This is a genomic window from Psychrobacter aquimaris, from assembly GCF_016107525.1.
Lineage (GTDB): Bacteria > Pseudomonadota > Gammaproteobacteria > Pseudomonadales > Moraxellaceae > Psychrobacter > Psychrobacter aquimaris.
This window is the reverse complement of the sequence record NZ_JABASR010000001.1, coordinates 110,249-126,885: the sequence shown is the minus strand read 5'-3', so window position 1 is coordinate 126,885 and position 16,637 is coordinate 110,249. Positions and strand designations below refer to the sequence as shown.

At 41.5% G+C, this 16,637-nt stretch carries 16 protein-coding genes; 5 read left to right on the top strand and 11 right to left on the bottom strand.

Features of this window, described 5'->3' with window-relative positions:
- Positions 1-40: 40 nt before the first annotated feature.
- The gene (locus tag JFC10_RS00590) at positions 41-706 is read left to right on the top strand and encodes a trimeric intracellular cation channel family protein (RefSeq protein WP_198331205.1); all 666 of its coding nucleotides are present in this window, start codon (positions 41-43) and stop codon (positions 704-706) included.
- Between the two features lie 73 nt (positions 707-779).
- Here JFC10_RS00590 and recJ read toward each other — a convergent pair whose 3' ends face one another.
- The gene (recJ, locus tag JFC10_RS00585) at positions 780-2,609 is read right to left on the bottom strand and encodes a single-stranded-DNA-specific exonuclease RecJ (RefSeq protein WP_198331204.1); all 1,830 of its coding nucleotides are present in this window, start codon (positions 2,607-2,609) and stop codon (positions 780-782) included.
- 328 nt (positions 2,610-2,937) lie between these two features.
- On the opposite strand from recJ, the gene JFC10_RS00580 reads away from it, so the two are divergent.
- From JFC10_RS00580 to JFC10_RS00570, 3 genes are all read left to right on the top strand, one after another.
- A complete protein-coding gene (locus JFC10_RS00580; protein ID WP_193010999.1) occupies positions 2,938-3,453 on the top strand; it encodes a hypothetical protein in 516 nt (171 codons plus the stop codon).
- 258 nt (positions 3,454-3,711) lie between these two features.
- Positions 3,712-3,945, top strand: coding sequence for a hypothetical protein (locus JFC10_RS00575; RefSeq protein WP_198331203.1), 234 nt, complete (start codon positions 3,712-3,714; stop codon positions 3,943-3,945).
- Positions 3,946-4,141: 196 nt separating this feature from the next.
- Complete coding sequence (locus tag JFC10_RS00570) at positions 4,142-4,531, top strand: hypothetical protein (RefSeq protein WP_198331202.1); 390 nt, start codon at positions 4,142-4,144, stop codon at positions 4,529-4,531.
- A gap of 109 nt (positions 4,532-4,640) precedes the next feature.
- On the opposite strand, the gene JFC10_RS00565 is transcribed toward JFC10_RS00570, so the two are convergent.
- The 4 genes from JFC10_RS00565 to uvrB all read right to left on the bottom strand — a co-directional run bounded on the left by JFC10_RS00565 (position 4,641) and on the right by uvrB (position 10,276).
- Entirely contained in the window at positions 4,641-5,018 is a 378-nt protein-coding gene (locus JFC10_RS00565; protein WP_198331201.1) for a hypothetical protein, read from the bottom strand.
- A gap of 281 nt (positions 5,019-5,299) precedes the next feature.
- Positions 5,300-6,352, bottom strand: coding sequence for a pyridoxal phosphate-dependent aminotransferase (locus JFC10_RS00560; protein ID WP_198331200.1), 1,053 nt, complete (start codon positions 6,350-6,352; stop codon positions 5,300-5,302).
- A 247-nt stretch (positions 6,353-6,599) separates the two neighbouring features.
- The gene (locus JFC10_RS00555) at positions 6,600-8,075 is read right to left on the bottom strand and encodes an AbiH family protein (protein WP_198331199.1); all 1,476 of its coding nucleotides are present in this window, start codon (positions 8,073-8,075) and stop codon (positions 6,600-6,602) included.
- 89 nt (positions 8,076-8,164) lie between these two features.
- Positions 8,165-10,276: an excinuclease ABC subunit UvrB gene (gene uvrB, locus JFC10_RS00550; RefSeq protein ID WP_198331198.1), complete on the bottom strand. Its 2,112-nt coding sequence runs from the start codon at positions 10,274-10,276 to the stop codon at positions 8,165-8,167.
- A gap of 371 nt (positions 10,277-10,647) precedes the next feature.
- Between uvrB and dps the strand changes: the two genes are divergently transcribed.
- Positions 10,648-11,130 (top strand): DNA starvation/stationary phase protection protein Dps, encoded by a 483-nt coding sequence (dps, locus tag JFC10_RS00545; RefSeq protein WP_198331197.1) that lies wholly within the window; start codon positions 10,648-10,650, stop codon positions 11,128-11,130.
- A 189-nt stretch (positions 11,131-11,319) separates the two neighbouring features.
- Here dps and JFC10_RS00540 read toward each other — a convergent pair whose 3' ends face one another.
- The 6 genes from JFC10_RS00540 to JFC10_RS00515 form a co-directional block, all read right to left on the bottom strand.
- A complete protein-coding gene (locus JFC10_RS00540) occupies positions 11,320-11,568 on the bottom strand; it encodes a DUF2059 domain-containing protein (RefSeq protein WP_227685902.1) in 249 nt (82 codons plus the stop codon).
- A 104-nt stretch (positions 11,569-11,672) separates the two neighbouring features.
- Complete coding sequence (locus JFC10_RS00535) at positions 11,673-12,794, bottom strand: cation diffusion facilitator family transporter (RefSeq protein WP_198331196.1); 1,122 nt, start codon at positions 12,792-12,794, stop codon at positions 11,673-11,675.
- A 106-nt stretch (positions 12,795-12,900) separates the two neighbouring features.
- Positions 12,901-13,446 carry an acyl-CoA thioesterase gene (locus tag JFC10_RS00530; protein ID WP_198331195.1) on the bottom strand — a complete coding sequence of 182 codons (546 nt, stop codon included), beginning with the start codon at positions 13,444-13,446 and terminating at the stop codon, positions 12,901-12,903.
- Between the two features lie 126 nt (positions 13,447-13,572).
- The gene (locus JFC10_RS00525) at positions 13,573-13,983 is read right to left on the bottom strand and encodes a DUF2177 family protein (RefSeq protein ID WP_198331194.1); all 411 of its coding nucleotides are present in this window, start codon (positions 13,981-13,983) and stop codon (positions 13,573-13,575) included.
- Positions 13,984-14,069: 86 nt separating this feature from the next.
- The gene (locus JFC10_RS00520; protein ID WP_198331193.1) at positions 14,070-15,563 is read right to left on the bottom strand and encodes an SAM-dependent methyltransferase; all 1,494 of its coding nucleotides are present in this window, start codon (positions 15,561-15,563) and stop codon (positions 14,070-14,072) included.
- An 83-nt stretch (positions 15,564-15,646) separates the two neighbouring features.
- Entirely contained in the window at positions 15,647-16,627 is a 981-nt protein-coding gene (locus JFC10_RS00515) for a DUF1365 domain-containing protein (RefSeq protein ID WP_198331192.1), read from the bottom strand.
- Between the last annotated feature and the right edge of the window lie 10 nt (positions 16,628-16,637).

Genomic DNA, 16,637 nt, shown 5'->3' with positions numbered 1-16,637 from the left:
ATATTGATTGATCATTATTGGAAATTAGTGAGACTTGCTCATGTTGGCTATCGCATTGGACCCTGCAGCACTGATCACAACTTTTGACCCGCGCTCACTCATTTATCTTTTTGATATGATTGGTATTGTGGCTTGTAGTATTTCAGGCACAATACTGGCAAAACATAAAAACTTTGACGTTTTTGGCTGTTTGCTGGTATCAATCGTCACCGCTATCGGCGGCGGGACTGTCCGCGATGTGATCTTGGACCGTCATCCGCTTTTTTGGATGGTGGATATGAGCTACCTGACCCTTATCACCATCTCGTCACTAGTAATGCAAATATTCTTTCACCCTAACTCTAGGCGAGTCGATAAGTTCCTCAAGCTATCAGATACCATAGGACTATCCGCTTTTACCTTAATCGGTATCAAAGTTGCCGATAGTATGGGTACAAATGTACCCGTGGCCTTATTACTTGGAGTGATTACAATTATTGTCGGCGGTATCATCCGCGATATGATCTGCAATGAGATTCCCTTGGTATTGCAACAAGAAATTTATATCACTGCCGCTTTAACGGGCGGTATTCTCTACTTTGCTTTGCACAATCTAGGCGTGACTGACTGGATTGCTGACATCTCTACCATGACTACTATTTTTACCTTACGCATGCTCGCCATTCATTATGACTGGCAGTTTCCAGCCATCGAATGGAAGTACTAAAAAAGCGCCAACCTTAAACAAAGTCGACGCCATATTTGCTACTTATTGAGCATCCTATAATAAGATAATGCCATTATGCCTGTACGACTGCTAAATCTTTTACCATCAACTGCAAGCTTTGTTTGCCATTCCACTCGTTGATGTCTAGCTGAAATAGTACATGCACTTTTTCCGCGCGATAATCCCATTCCTCGCTATCGAAGTTAAAATAAATTGCTTCAATCGGATACTGCACATCAGGGTAACGCAGCGAAAGTTTAAGGTGCTTGTCTTTTAATATCTTAAAGTTTAATACCTCAAAGACCCCATCAAATATTGGTGGTGCAAAGCCATGACCCCAAATACTGGCATCTGCTAAGTGTTCCGCGAACCATAAGCTAAAGTCACTCGCCTGCAAAGGCCCATCAGTGAATTTCTGCTCTGCAAACACCTCATCATCCATCTGTGTCATGATGTCATTAAAAGCTGTTACAAATGCCTCAAAATTATGGCGTTTAAGGGTCAAACCAGCTGCCATCGCATGACCACCAAAATGACTGATTAAATCAGGATAGCGCTCAGCCACCTGTTCAATCGCATCACGAATGTGCACGCCAGCGATAGACCGTGCTGACCCTTTAATAGCATCATTGTCACCCGTACGCTCTGTATCTGATGGCGCAAAGACAATACTTGGCAAGTAATGACTCTCTTTTAACCGTCCAGCGACGATGCCGATGACCCCTTGATGCCAATCATCTTGGTATAAAACGATACTGCGTTTATGCTTATTAACCGTTTTTTTCTCAGATCTAATTTGAACAATGACATCGCCGCTTTCGTGGTCATCCACCGTAGCCTCATCATCCATGTCTGTATCAGCAGTGGCTAATGTCTGCACGATGCTATCCGCTTGCGCACGCATCTCACCTTCTACCTGTCGACGTGTCCGGTTTAACTGCTCAAGCTCTTGCGCCAAACGCTGTGCCGTACTCCAGTCATCCGTCAACAGACACTCAATACCGATGCTCATATTGTCCATACGACCGGCGGCATTGATACGAGGTCCTAAGACAAAACCAAAATCCTGCGCCTGCAACTGCTTAGGATCGCGCCCTGCTTGTTCAAGGAGTGCCAAGATACCGAGCGAGCAGCGTCCTTGCCGGATAGCCGCCAGTCCATGATGCACTAAAATGCGATTGTTCTTATCAAGCACACCAACATCGGCAATCGTTCCTAATGCCACCAAATCCAAATATTGACTGACTTGCACGGTAGATTTACCAGCTTCGCGGCGCAGCTTGGCTAAGCGTCCGAGCACATAAAATGCCACGCCCACGCCCACTAACGCTTTACTGCTAAAGTGACAATCGAGCTGATTGGGATTAACCACAGCTTCCGCAGGCGGTGTTTCTTTAGTCGTCAAATGATGATCAGTAATAATCACGGTGACGCCATCGGCTTGCGCACGTGCCACGCCTTCATGGCTTGAGATACCGTTATCGACGGTCACTATCACCTCGGGATGATACTTCTCAATACCCAATTCGACAATTTCTGATGTCAAACCATAGCCGTATTTAAAGCGGTCGGGTACTAAAAAGTCAACGACTGCACCCATTTTTGTGAGCGCCCGCATCATCAATGCGGTACTGGTCGCACCATCACAGTCAAAATCGCCCACGATAAGGATGCGCTGACCCTTATCAATAGCGACATCTAATAGACGCACTGCCTCTGTAACACCATGTAGCATTTCGGCTGGCAGTAGAGCAGAGAGTTGCGTCTCTAGCTCATCAGGCTGGGTAATGCCGCGACCTGCGTATAGGCGAGCAAGCGTCAATGATTGGGCGGCAAGTGGTTGCAGCGCGGTGGGCAACTCGTCGATGCGAGTGCTGGTATAACGGGGGGTTAAATTTAGCATATGCGTATTCTACTGGCTTTAGCAGAGGGTCACAACGACAATTTTAAGCGGCTTGGTTTATCATTCTTTATTGCATTACATTGTGATAAACCATACTTTATTACCCGCGTAGAGCAAATGACTCATGCTCTATTTGTGAATGTTCAATACACCCTGACCCTTTATTTACAAAAACGGTGCATAGTGACCGCAATTTTCTGCATTTTGCTACAAAGCAATGATTGTATGCCGCTTAGAAATCCATAAAATAGTAAACAACTGAGATACTTGCTATCTATTGAGACTTTTTAATCTAATTTTTTATTTTAATTATTTATAAGGATGTTTTATGAAGACTACCCCACTGGCTGAAAAACTACCAGATACCATTGACCCTAGCTTAGACCTTGAAAAAGTAAAAAAAGAATGTCAAAAACTGGTCAAAAAACGTGCCAAATATTCTGCTGGCGTCGCCATTGTTCCTGTGCCATTTTTTGATGTCGCCGTAGATGCAGGTATGCTTACCCAGCTATTACCTGAGATTAGCGAGCGCTTTGGCTTACTTGAAGACCGTAAGGCAGCTGTTGATCTAGAATCACGAGCCATTCATTGGGGTGCTTTGAAAGATCGTACTATTGATTTTGCAGGGTTGATGGCGACCCGTGGTATTGTTAAAAAGACGGTACAAGGCTTCGGTGGTCGTATCGCTGCTAAGCAAGTGACAAAATTTATTCCACTAGGTGGTCAAATGGTTGCCGCTACAATGGGTTATATGATTTTCAAAAAAATCGCCAATGACCACATCAATGAGTGCTACAAGCTCGCAAAAAATATTCAGCAAAAGCAACACGGTAAAAATGTCTAAAACGGTTAAAAAATAGACAATAGCTTTATAAAATAAAACCAGCTAAGAGCCATTGCCTTAGCTGGTTTTTTTCATACTTAGCTACGCATATATGGGTTTGGCTTTGCTGCCTTGCGCAGAATATTCTTTCAAGGAATAGTATCAAGCGTAGAAAACGACAAACATCCGACCCAAATACAGCAATACTTCATGAACAATCCATCTAACCTATTTATAAAACTCGTTAAAGTAAGATGAATTTTATTCTTGGGTTATGGTATGCCGAACTTTAGAGTGGATGGTTATGAAATCACGTCAACACTCATGCTGCTGTTGGGTTGCATCATGCTTTTCATCGCCAGTATTTCTGCGGCGCTTAATGATAGTTTTGAAAATTTTTCGTGGAAACACCTCACCACTTGGTTATTTATCGTCGGTGGTTTGTTGATGATTACTGGCTATATCGGTTATAAAGCCTATGCGTATTATCACCCTTATGCGTGGCTAGATTGATACAGTCAAGCTTTTATAAAAAATGGCTTCATTCTGCGCTAATAGTGGTTAATGATGTCATGCACGGATTTTGCTGATAATATACGACCTGCTTGGAGAGAATACCTTTCGACTAGCAAACATCAACTCCTACTGAATGCCAATTTTTATCAAACAGACACTTTAAAACCAATAAAAATCTTAAAGGACCAGACTCATGAAAAAAATCTTAATGTCAACGGCTATGCTCGCTACCTTTGCCCTAGCTGGATGCACAACGACTGGTGGCATGAATAATAATGCAGGCACTGCTATCGGCACTGCCAATGAGATTGGCATGAATGTCTTTAAGTCAGCGATTGATAATCAATGCCGCAGTCAGATTGAAAAGCAAACTGCTTGGCGTGTGGCGAGCGTGGCGATGACCGATACACAACAAGAATCTGTAAAAAGTAATGTTTGTGGCTGCGTCAGTGAGCAAGCGCCGCAGCAAGTGACGCTCGTTGAATTGGGCAATGCTGCCATAGATTCGCAATATCGCACACAGCTGGTCACAAAAGTCGTCGCAAAATCTCTACAAAGCTGCTATACCAGTTTGGTCAAATAAGATGTGATATAAACACCTCAATATAAGATAATAAAAAGGGTGCGTTATAGATAACGCACCCTTTTTATTGCCGAGTTTTTGTACCATCCACTCAGCTCATCACCTTAGTTTAGAACTTGTTTTTGTCAACTGGATTCTGTGACAAAGTGGCTGTAAAAGGCCGTATTTTACTGCGACTAAAATACTTAGAAGAGCCGTCAATAATCTTATCTACTTCTTTGACCAAGTCATTAATAACATCATCATAAACACCATGATATAGCTCGGTTTCGAATGCCGTAAATGGATGCTTACGCGTTGCTGAGCTGACCTCTGTCACGCCTTGCTTACTATAAAAAATATCCACTCGACCATCGCTATTGAGTACACAGTTTAATGATCCGCCTTCCAGTTCCATATCTACTCGCTCAGGCATAAAAATATAGTCGTCTACATTGATGAGCTTTTTTTCTACTTCTCTTTTAAAGAACGATTTGATATCAAACATGGATATATCCCTGACCTTAAAATTATAATATACTTTAGCACATCTAATTTTACAGCCACTGACCAGCATATAACCCGCCTTTTAGTTAGTAGCCTGTGCTTTACTAACTCATACTATAATATGACGTGATATTTTTTAAGGTGCGATATGTAAAACTGCGTTTAAGGTTGGTAAAAATGGGACGTTAGCTGTGGCTCTCCTATCCTATTTCAATAAAAAAGGGAGTCTGTACACTAGGCTACTCCCTTTTTCTGATTATGAAACTATTCTATCTGGCTTAATCAAACCCAGCCTTTTTCACGAAATTTTTTTAGCACTTTGATAAATACTTCCATCTCCTCAGGCGTGCCAAGCGTTAAACGGTTGAAGCCTGTAACAGGTGGAAACTCGCGACCGACCTTGACGCCATGGTCGCGCATTCTATCGATATAAGCCTTTAAATCTCCTTTTATTTCATGAAAAATAAAGTTGGTCTGTGATGGTAAGTAACGCAGGCCAAGATCGTCTAATACTGTTTCAATCATCTGGCGCGACTGATTGGTATTGCGCAAACTTAGCGCTAAAAACTTGGCATCATTTAACGTCGCAATAGCAGCAACCGCACCTGACAAGTTGGTATTATCCATAGACATAAATGCTTCGACAGTCTCAATAGCTTGCGGGTTAGAAATCGCGTAGCCCACTCGCATACCGGCTAAGGCACATAACTTTGAAAAAGTATGGATAACAATAAGGTTATCTGACAACCCTTGTTTCACCCACTCAATCCCACTCTCAAAGCTCGGATCTGACACGTACTCCAAGTAAGCTTGATCTAACAAGAAGTAATGGTTATCTGGTGCACTACTTATCCAAGTTTTAAGCTTCGACGTTGACGTAATAATGCCAGTTGGGTTGTTTGGATTGCAAATATAAAGTAGGCTAATGCCATCAAAATCGTCAGCTGCTTTTTGTAGTTCATCAAAATCATAATCATAGTTTTCAGCGGTTAATGGTATCTTGACTACAGGCACGCCAATGGAATTTGCATACATCTCTGCACAATCAAACGTTGGTACAGGAATCACCATTTGAAACTGTCTGCCCTCTTTTAATGCTTTATTTTGCAACATTTGTAAGGTAGCTCGAATATTTTCAGTCGAGCCATTACCTAATGATATTTGGTTTTCTGCCACACCATGGATGGTGGCGATTTTGCTAATGAGCGCCGCGCGTGGATTATCTGGATAACGAAAGCCCTCACCTAAAGATTCTATAATGGCTTGTTTGGCAGAATCTGCCATGCCTAGTGAGTTTTCATTCGCATTTAATTCTAAGAATTTGTTATTTTGCATGATGGATTATGTGCCTCAACGTCCGTTGTTATAAGTTCATATTGCTCATTGATATCATATTAAGGGGCATTTGGTATAAACACAAGTTTTGATACAACCAATTATTAGTTATTAATTTACACCTATGAAGCCCTTCCTTTTAATCCTAATATTAGCTCAATTCAACACAAGAGACTGTGACTTGTCATCACCTATACTGCTATGAAATATAAGGCGTAAGTTACTAAAAAATGCTTTCAAGCTATGATCATTCAGCCTTTTTATTCTCTGCATAAATATCAGGTGCAGCTTCAAATACTAGCCAGCCTTTCTTCATCCAACGCTCTACAACTTCCTTAGAAATAATGTGAATTAAGTTAGCTAACGGTTCATGAGGATCATTTTGGAAACACCAAACTCTTAATTTCACATTGGGTAAGTTTTCATCAGCATTCATCTCAAACACAGCTTTGATATACTCTGCATCTGAATCAGCTAAAGAATGACCCCAAAAGATAACTTCATAAGGCACATCACTTAGAGATTGACCTAATACACGTTTAACATTTAGATCTTCATGGTCAAGGAATTGGTAGTCAGTATCATTAATTAACTTTTGATGAGTTTTAACAAACCCATATACTTTATATTTTTTAAGGCGTTCATCCTCCAAATCGCTTATGCCTAATACAATCTTAGGACTGTTAGTGCTGCCATGAACATATTGAACCTTGTCAATACTCAATAATTTGACATCAGAGTACAAACGTTCAAATGAGTTAGAGTAATTGAAAGTAAATATTGCTTGTAGACTTTCATTCAAGTCGCCAAATCTTATGAACTCACTTACTGGCTCAAGCTCATTTACTACTAGCTTAATATACATTTTAAAAACGTCATTGAAGCCATCTAAATGGCTCAAAATTTGTCTTAATACTCTATTGCCTTCAAACTCTAAATAATTACCTGAATATTTTTTTAAAAATTTTGTATCTACAATATTTTTAAACGATCTTTTAGCAACCCTTCTTCCATATGATGAATCGCGTTCTTGAAGCTCTTCAAACTCTTCTTCAAGAATTTCACTATATTGAATACTACTTGCACCAAAACCGTTCGGATTATGTATATCTTCAGCTTTATAATACATATTAGATATGAGCTGAAAATTACTTAGCGTATTCTGGACAAACATCTTTTGTAATTTAAAATTATCAAAAAATATTAGATTGACTTGGCGATAATTGCCACATAGTACATCTGTATGTTTTATAGTCAAATTACGACTTTTATTCGTATTAGGAAGAGGTATTTGAAATCTATCTGAGAAGTAACCAATTGTTTTTTCATCGAAACTCATTTCAAATAAATCACATATTTTCACCAGTAAACTTTCGATTTCGTTCTCAAAATCGATCCACGTATCTACATCGGTCAAATGATGCTTAAAATGCTGAAACCAACCATTCCCTTCTAGCTTTTCCTTAAAAACTTTTATTTTATCGCTAGATAATCTTAATTCGTCAGTTTTATACATTTCCTTAGTTTTTATAAATGGGTTACCTTTATCCTTCAAACTGATTTCTGTTAAATAGTCTTTAAACAGCTCATTAAAACTAATTGTCGTATCTTCTTTGCTCTCTTCAATCGACTTCATAGCACTCATAAAATGTTCATATTTTTTTGGCAGATAATGGGCTAAATCAAAGCCATTACCCAGTACAAATATTCTTTTAGTATCCAATTTTTATTCTCCTTTTTATAATCCAAAAATAAGGCGAGCTAACTATCTGTTAACCCGCCCTACTGTTTTTATATTCTAAACCTTACCATCTAAATCAAATGCGCCTTTAACTCTAGCACTTTATCTCGCGTTTTTGCCGCATCTTCAAACTTCAAATCACGTGACATCTGCTTCATAAGCTTTTCAAGACGATTGATTTCTTTGGCCAGCAAATCAGGACTGCGTAAGATGCTGATATCAACATCAGGCAGATTGCTCTTGATAGGAATCACTTGATTGTCATTGGCATTCTGATCGTCACCCGTATCGATTTTATCGGTGATACTACGACGTGCCCCTTTTGGGGTGATGTTATGCTCAAGGTTAAATGCCACTTGTTTTTCACGGCGACGGTCGGTCTCGTCTATCGCTTTTTGCATACTGTTGGTAATGCGATCAGCATAAAGGATAGCCTTACCATTGATATGACGCGCCGCACGACCAATGGTCTGAATAAGCGCACGCTCAGAACGCAAAAACCCCTCTTTATCGGCATCAAATATCGCGACCAATGACACTTCAGGCATATCTAAGCCTTCACGCAATAAGTTGATGCCAACCAGCACATCATGCACACCAGTCCGCAACTCATGAATGATTTGCATACGCTCAACGGTATCAATGTCCGAATGCAAATAAGCAACTTTGACATCGTATTCTTTTAGATAACTGGTCAAATCCTCTGACATACGCTTAGTCAAGGTGGTAATCAGCACCCGCTCATCTTTTTCTCGGCGCTTAGTAATCTCTGATAACACATCATCAACCTGCGTCAATACAGGACGAATTTCAATCTCAGGATCAATCAGCCCAGTTGGACGGACGACTTGCTCAACGACTTGCTCACTATGCTCAAGCTCATACAATGCAGGCGTGGCACTCACATATATGGTCTTAGGCTTGATGCGCTCCCACTCTTCAAACTTCATCGGACGGTTATTCATCGCACTTGGCAAACGAAAGCCATAATTGACCAAATTTTCTTTACGTGATCTATCGCCTTTATACATCGCACCGATTTGCGAAACAGTGACATGCGATTCATCGAGGAATAGCAATGCATCTTCTGGAATATAATCAAATAAGGTCGGCGGTGCTTCCCCTGACGGACGACCGGAGAGATGCTGCGAATAGTTTTCAATACCGTTGCAGTAGCCGAGCTGCTGAATCATCTCAAGGTCATACTGGGTGCGCTCTTTAAGACGCTGCGCTTCAACCAATTTATTATTGTCGCGGAAATACTCCAGACGCGGCTCAAGCTCAGCTCGAATGGTATGACTGGCAGCTTCTAACTTATTACGCGGCGTCACATAGTGCGACTTTGGATAAATGGTAATACGTGGCACGCTACGTACCGTCTTACCCGTCAATGGATCAAACCAAGTGATTTTCTCTACTTCATTGTCAAACAAATGCACGCGTACCGCCAGCTGCTCAGATTCAGCAGGATAAATATCGAGTAGCTCGCCACGCAAACGATACGTACCGCGTCCAAAGTCCAGTTCGTTACGCGTATATTGCATTTCAACGAGACGTTTAATGGTAGCAGTACGATCGATTTTGTCACCAACGACGACGTGCAGCAGCATTTTTAGATAGCTTTCTGGATCACCCAGACCATAAATACACGATACTGAAGCGACAATAATCGCATCACGGCGCTCAAGGAGTGCACGCGTCGCTGACAGACGCATCTGATCAATATGATCATTAATAGCGCTGTCTTTTTCGATAAAGGTATCACTGGCAGCGACATACGCTTCCGGCTGATAATAATCATAATAACTGACGAAATACTCAACCGCATTATTAGGGAAAAACGACTTAAATTCACCATATAACTGCGCAGCAAGCGTCTTGTTATGCGCCATGATAATGGTTGGACGTTGAGTCTCAGAGATGACCTTTGCCATGGTATACGTCTTACCCGAACCCGTCACACCCAGCAGTAACTGTTCATCCATACCAGAGTTGATACCGTTGACCAACTTCTCGATTGCTTGGGGTTGATCCCCTGCTGGATCAAAATCGGTGACCATCTCAAAAGCACGACTTGATATTTGCGTCCCAGACGCGTTGACACCACTAATTTCAGCTTCGCCCTGTAGCTGAGTGGCCAATTGATTTAACTGACGCGACGAGCGCGGTTCAGGCATTCGCATAATGGCTTTCTTCTTCTGAAGGTTTATAACAATGTGGGGTCTAAGCTAGGGTTTTTAAAGGTAATTAGGGGGTTTATCTTACCCTCTTCTCCTGAAACACCAGCACCTAGACATGACGTCACACACCCTATTTCTAACGAATAAATAATACCGTCGTTATAAAAAACGCACACAATATCTGCTAAATTTACAAAGCTTTTCATGATTAACAAACTCATTACACGACCACCTAATAAAGCCTAACGCTTGAGGGTTCCAACCTTCATTTAAGCTGCTATTATTTATAACGAATCAACAAGTAGTACATCAGCAAGATACCAATAACAACAAATGAAATTTTCATTAAAATAATACACATAGCGGAGTAAAACATGAGAGAACGTTACGCAAGTGGAATATCAGACGAAACTGCCAAAAAAATGGTAGAGCTATTAAATGCAAATTTAGCAAATCTTATTGATTTAAGTATGGACAGTAAGCAATGTCATTGGAACCTGCAAGGTACTGGCTTTATCGGTGTCCATCAGTTATTAGATGACACTTATGAGCGCTTAACTGAAGCTTATGATACGGTCGCTGAGCGTATTGTTATCCTTGGCGGTAAAGCCAATGGTATCTCTAAACGCGTCGTTGAGGACTCTATTTTAGAGACTTACCCTACTGACATCACTGAAGTCGATCAGCATGTTCGTGAGCTTACCAATCGTTATAAAACCATTGCGGCATCATTGCGTGAAGCGATTAACACGGCTGGCGATGCTGGTGATGAAGATACTGCCGACTTATTAACGGAAATAAGCCGTATCGTTGATAAAGACGCTTGGTTTATCGGTGCCAATGCGCCAAAAAAATAACAACTTTATACCTAAATTAGCTATACCACTGAAATAGTCTCTATCAGCAAAAAGGTCACTTTTATAGTGACCTTTTTTTATGGACTAACTTTAAGATTGGCGCTCAGAAACTGGTTGTAAAATAGCTAGGTTATCAGTTATCAGTTATCAGTTATCAGTTATCAGTTATCAGTTAAAAAATACCTTGGATTATTTTCTGCATCTGCGGTAAAAGCTCACCAGTTGTGCTTCTGTATCACTAGTATCGTCAGGCAAAGATTGCTTTAAAAAGGCTGCTATAATCTGTGGCTGTTTTGCGAGAATACTTTGACCCGTTTCCATATGATGAAAATCAATTTGAGCATCAACTTCCGCTTGCGTATAGTAAGTTTTTGCCGCCTTAATATAAGCTTGCGCCAATGTCTGCTTATCAGTGGCATCGCCTATACCATTGATCATTATCTTGGCATATTGACCCAGCACTATGAGCGAACCCTAATTAAACGCCCCATGTTACTTTCTATGGCAGACCGAAGATTTAGTTTCACATTGTTTTCTTTTTATCATGCATCTTGATTATGACTATTGGGTACGCTCAAAGTTTCAGCATTGGGTACAGATAAAGTCAGGATAGCTTCCTGAAATAGAGGGTTGGCACGGAACTGACTTTCGATAGTTTCAAATTTTTGGGCAATCTCTTTTTCTTTTTGATTGCCAGCGATATCGACTGCTGCCACCATAAATATTTTTTTTGGTCCTACCCACTCCAAATGTAAATACGAAACACTATCGATATCTGGATGATTAAGTAACTCGCTCAACGCATAGTCATGTATTCTCTCTGATACTTTATAACCGACCAAAAAGTCACGATTACGGCTAATTAAAAATATAGCTACCGCACCCAATAATATTCCGACAACGATAGAACCTAACGCATCCCAAAACGGCTGTCCCGTATAAGCATGCATACCCATAGCAGTAGCAGCGACAACCAAGCCAATCACAGCCGCTAAATCCTCAAAGAATACACCACGTAAAGTAGGATTTGACGTATCGACCACATAGCCAATAGCGCTGACATTAATCGCTTCACCATGCTTTTTGCTTTGTAAGTAAGCTTGCCCTAATGAAAACCCTTCGAGCACAAACGCGACGGCCAATATAATAAAGCCGATGGTATAGTTGGTCTCACTTTCCGCAGCATTCCACTCAGTGATACCGGTATAAATGGAGACAATCGAACCTGCCATAAAGACACCAAAAGCAGCAATCATCGACCAGACATAAGCTTCCTTACCATAGCCGAGCGGATGGCTTTCATCAGCAGGTTTGATCGCCTTTTTCTCGGCGACAATTAATAAGGTGCCGTTACCTGCATCTGCCCACGAATGCGCTGACTCTGCGATCATAGAAGCAGAACCCGTCATAAATGCTGCAACCGTTTTAGCAATCGCAATGATGAGGTTGGCACCAACGGCAATTAATACCGTTACCAATGAAGCGGAATGTTGCTTGTCTTTATTGGTTGCTGACTGAGAAGCACTGTCTAATCCAGAACGAGAATTACCATCAGCAGTGGCAGCGTTAATGAGCGTGCCAGTACCCCGAGCACGACTATTACGCGGCGCTGACTGATGAGAAATAGAATTATGTGACTCGGTTTCCGATGATTTTAAGCTCATAATGGTCTCGATATAGGCTTTTTGAACGCAGATATTTATATATTCAATCAGACAAATAGACCATATGTTGAAAGCCTTTTAACTTACTACACATGGTCTACTTATCTTAACGATCATGAGGATTAGCCAGTTCCCCAACCATATTTGTTATATCGCAGCTTGGACGATGTGAGCTTTCTAGACGCAGATTTTTACGCTCTAGAGCGGCATCAGCACGACACTGCTGCATAGGATTTTTGATCTCAAGTGGCGGCGCAGGTGTGGGTTTGCCATTATCATCGATAGCCACCATCGTAAAATAGCAGCTGTTGGTATGGCGTACCGTACGGGCGCGAACGTCTTCTGCCTCGACGCGAATGCCAATCTCCATCGAAGTATTCCCTACATAGTTGACACTTGCCGCAAAGGTGACCAATTCGCCAACATATATAGGTTCACGAAACATCACTTGGTCAACAGACAGCGTCACCACATAATTACCACTATAGCGACTGGCACAAGCATAAGCGACTTGATCAAGCATCTTAAGCAAATCTCCACCATGCACATTGCCAATAAAATTCGCCATATCAGGCGTCATGAGTATCGACATATATAACTCATGATTTAACGGGGCTTTTTTGGCAGTCGAGCTGGTATTGTATTGCGGCATAAAAATCCTTGAATGGTTTAACACTTATTTATAATAGGTATCATTTATACAGCAGCTCACAAGAGAGCACAAACGGCCCTCTGTCATTGAATGGTCTAGGTTATGTAAACCTTAAACTATTTAACTTTAACTCAGCCAATGAAAGCGATAAGCAAGCCAAGCGACAATGGCGCTCACTGAACCTGTCAAGATGCCGCCCCAAGCAAAATCGACCAGCGCTGTGTCCAGTGTAAAACCTTTGTACAACGCTAAACTGGTAAAGTCATAAGTACCATAAGCCATCAGCCCTATCAAGCCGCCAAGCAAGAAGATATGACCAATCGAAGCACCTGCTTTGATTTGTGGATATAAAATCAAGATACAGAGAGCCAGTAGATAAAACATATAGAACACGCCAGCAGCAATCATGTTTGGCTCATCGGCAAGCAGATGCCCGATACGTTTTTCATAAAATAAGCCAGTCATGGTCTTAAGCCAAACTGCGTCAATACCCAAAAATATAATCACAGCAGCCAAATATACAAATACATAACCCATAATCACATCCTTTTAATTAGCATTTTTTAATTCCAGCTTGTTTCCGTCGTCGCTTGTTAAGACACAGCTTGTTAAGACACCACTTATTAAAACACTGTATTTTGTTTGGAAGTATCTTGGCTATGACTATTGGCATTACTGCTCTCATCAGAATTCATAATATCGTGAATCAGGCGGCTGCTTTGCTCATCGGTGAGAGTATCATGAGAAGACAAATCGGAAAAATGCATCACATCAATATTATCTGGCTTCACTGCGGTCAACTGTACCACGCCGATAGTACGCTCTAAAAATCCACCTTCGCAGTAGCAAAAGTAAAACTCCCATAGGCGAATAAAAGCATCATCATAACCAAGCCCTTTAATTTCTTTACGCTGCGCCATAAACGCGGCACGCCAATCACGCAAGGTATGGGCATAGTCGAAACCGTAATCATGTAATTGCTTGATGACCATGTCGGTTTGTTCAGTAAACTGATTGTTTAGCTCTTGATTAGAGAGTAAACAACCACCGGGGAAAATGTGCGTCTGGATAAAATCGACTGAATTAACATAATCTTGGTAGTTTTGATCATTAAAAGTAATCGCTTGCAGCACCATCAGCCCTGTGGGTTTGAGCAAGCTATTACATTTGGCAAAAAACGTCGGCAAGTACTCGTGTCCAACGGCTTCAATCATCTCGATGCTGACTAGCTTGTCGTACTGCCCCGTCAGCTCACGGTAATCTTGCTTCAGCAGTGTAATTTTATCAGACAGCCCTGCCGCTTTGACTCGGCGCTGTGCTTCATCGTACTGGGCGTCAGAGATGGTCGTCGTCGTTATGTGACAGCCATAATGTGTGGCGGCATAAATAGCAAAACCGCCCCATCCTGTGCCAATTTCTATCACATGATCATCAGGCGTCAATTGTAATCGCTGGCAAATGAGCGCCAGTTTATGCTGCTGCGCTGCGCTCAGTGATACATCAGGCGTACGATATACTGCTGCTGAATACATCATCGTATCGTCCAAAAACCGCTGATACATATCATTGCCCAAGTCATAATGCGCTAAAATATTGGACTTGGCGCCAGACTTATCATTACTACGTAGCCGATGTTTCGCCTTTTCAAAGGCCTTACTCACGCCTGCAAAGCGACTTTCTAATTTATTCAACACCGCCAAGTTACGTGCTGCCAACCGAATCAATCCTGTCAAATCGTTCGTATCCCACTCACCATTAATATAACTGTCCGCTAGCGCAATAGATCCGCCAAGCAACAGCTGCCGATAGACAGCAGGGTCGTGAATCATCAAGGTGACGTGTAGTGAATGGCGACCAACTGCCGAACTGCTCGCGACAGTATCGGACACTTTACCAAAGCTAACGGTATTAGGTGCTTGTGCGCTGAATGCTTCGACTATAGTCAGGCTACCAAACTGTATATGCGCTAATGCGCGAAAGATAAGTTTTCTTGCCAACTGATTCATTCCCGCACTGACGGGCTGAAAAATGGCGCTCTCATTAACGACCTTACTCATCTGTGTGGTCAATTTCCCTAATGTCGAAACGGGTGCTCGGTCGGTTGGTCGTGCTGACATCGTATATTCGTCCTTGTTTAAATGCTCTATGCTTGAGCGTTAAGCTGATAAATATCTTTAACTGTTCTTTAGCCCTTCAATAATCAAAGAATCTCTTTTGGAGTCGGTGCTTTGTTCTGTTGGCTATCGGCTAGCTTTTCATCATAATGAATATAAGGCACTTTTTTAATCGCATAAAGCTTGAAAGCATTCCAATAAATACGGGTTACAGAAGTCAGATTCATTAGCGGATTTTTTCGTAGACTATTTTGAATCGTTGTGGCGGTCATTGGAACGCCAGCCATTTTTATACCAGTTTTTAATACCTCACCGCGCTCATCGCTGATATCAATAGCAATACGAACTTGCAAGCAATTATCTGGCTGTTGCTTTACCTTAACCTGCCAACGATATAGCTGATCGATCGGGTTAAAAGGTGATACATGAAAATCTTTATCATGACAAAATTCAGTATCCACGCCATTGAGTGCAAACCCATAATAATGACGCTTATCCCATGGTGTATTAGAGACTTCAGCCAATAAGTGGGAAGGCATCTGCTGCTCATCAAAACCTAAGTAAAAATTGACTGGGCTAAAATAAATACCCGCATTACGGCAAACGAGCATACCAATAATATCGCCTGTTGGTGCACTACCCGCTTGCTCAATAAACGCTTGGCTTAAGCGATGATTAAGTGCTTGAATAGGATTTGAACGATAATTATCATGATTATCACTAACTGAGCAATTACTTAGGCTATTTGATTCTTGTAAAGGTAGCCCCTGTAAATAATCATCAGGACAAAACTGCTGCAAGGCTTTTTTCTTTGCGGAAAATAATGGCAATCCTTTGGTCAGTCGCCCTTTTGAAAGCAGCCTTCTTACAATCTTATTTTTGCCACCAATACCTATGCTTACTTCCGGCAGTTCCTGTCCTATAGCCAATGCGCTGATATTGATGCCCCAATAACGATATGGGTACGCAAATTTATGTACACTTGGCAGTAACCGACTGTGCCAAGTCGTCCCATGAAATAACTGATGGGGTAACAGCTTATTAGGCGTGTCGGTTTCAATAGACATAGCATTCTCT

What these genes read in the sequence shown, in the direction of transcription:
- JFC10_RS00575 (WP_198331203.1), top strand. Translation starts at nt 3,712, where the DNA reads ATGCCGAACTTTAGAGTGGATGGTTATGAAATCACGTCAACACTCATG.
- JFC10_RS00520 (WP_198331193.1), bottom strand. Translation starts at nt 15,563, where the DNA reads ATGTCAGCACGACCAACCGACCGAGCACCCGTTTCGACATTAGGGAAA.
- JFC10_RS00570 (WP_198331202.1), top strand. Translation starts at nt 4,142, where the DNA reads ATGAAAAAAATCTTAATGTCAACGGCTATGCTCGCTACCTTTGCCCTA.
- uvrB (WP_198331198.1), bottom strand. Translation starts at nt 10,276, where the DNA reads ATGCGAATGCCTGAACCGCGCTCGTCGCGTCAGTTAAATCAATTGGCC.
- JFC10_RS00525 (WP_198331194.1), bottom strand. Translation starts at nt 13,983, where the DNA reads ATGGGTTATGTATTTGTATATTTGGCTGCTGTGATTATATTTTTGGGT.
- JFC10_RS00580 (WP_193010999.1), top strand. Translation starts at nt 2,938, where the DNA reads ATGAAGACTACCCCACTGGCTGAAAAACTACCAGATACCATTGACCCT.
- JFC10_RS00590 (WP_198331205.1), top strand. Translation starts at nt 41, where the DNA reads ATGTTGGCTATCGCATTGGACCCTGCAGCACTGATCACAACTTTTGAC.
- JFC10_RS00515 (WP_198331192.1), bottom strand. Translation starts at nt 16,627, where the DNA reads ATGTCTATTGAAACCGACACGCCTAATAAGCTGTTACCCCATCAGTTA.
- JFC10_RS00535 (WP_198331196.1), bottom strand. Translation starts at nt 12,794, where the DNA reads ATGAGCTTAAAATCATCGGAAACCGAGTCACATAATTCTATTTCTCAT.
- recJ (WP_198331204.1), bottom strand. Translation starts at nt 2,609, where the DNA reads ATGCTAAATTTAACCCCCCGTTATACCAGCACTCGCATCGACGAGTTG.
- JFC10_RS00540 (WP_227685902.1), bottom strand. Translation starts at nt 11,568, where the DNA reads ATGATCAATGGTATAGGCGATGCCACTGATAAGCAGACATTGGCGCAA.
- JFC10_RS00565 (WP_198331201.1), bottom strand. Translation starts at nt 5,018, where the DNA reads ATGTTTGATATCAAATCGTTCTTTAAAAGAGAAGTAGAAAAAAAGCTC.
- dps (WP_198331197.1), top strand. Translation starts at nt 10,648, where the DNA reads ATGAGAGAACGTTACGCAAGTGGAATATCAGACGAAACTGCCAAAAAA.
- JFC10_RS00560 (WP_198331200.1), bottom strand. Translation starts at nt 6,352, where the DNA reads ATGCAAAATAACAAATTCTTAGAATTAAATGCGAATGAAAACTCACTA.
- JFC10_RS00530 (WP_198331195.1), bottom strand. Translation starts at nt 13,446, where the DNA reads ATGCCGCAATACAATACCAGCTCGACTGCCAAAAAAGCCCCGTTAAAT.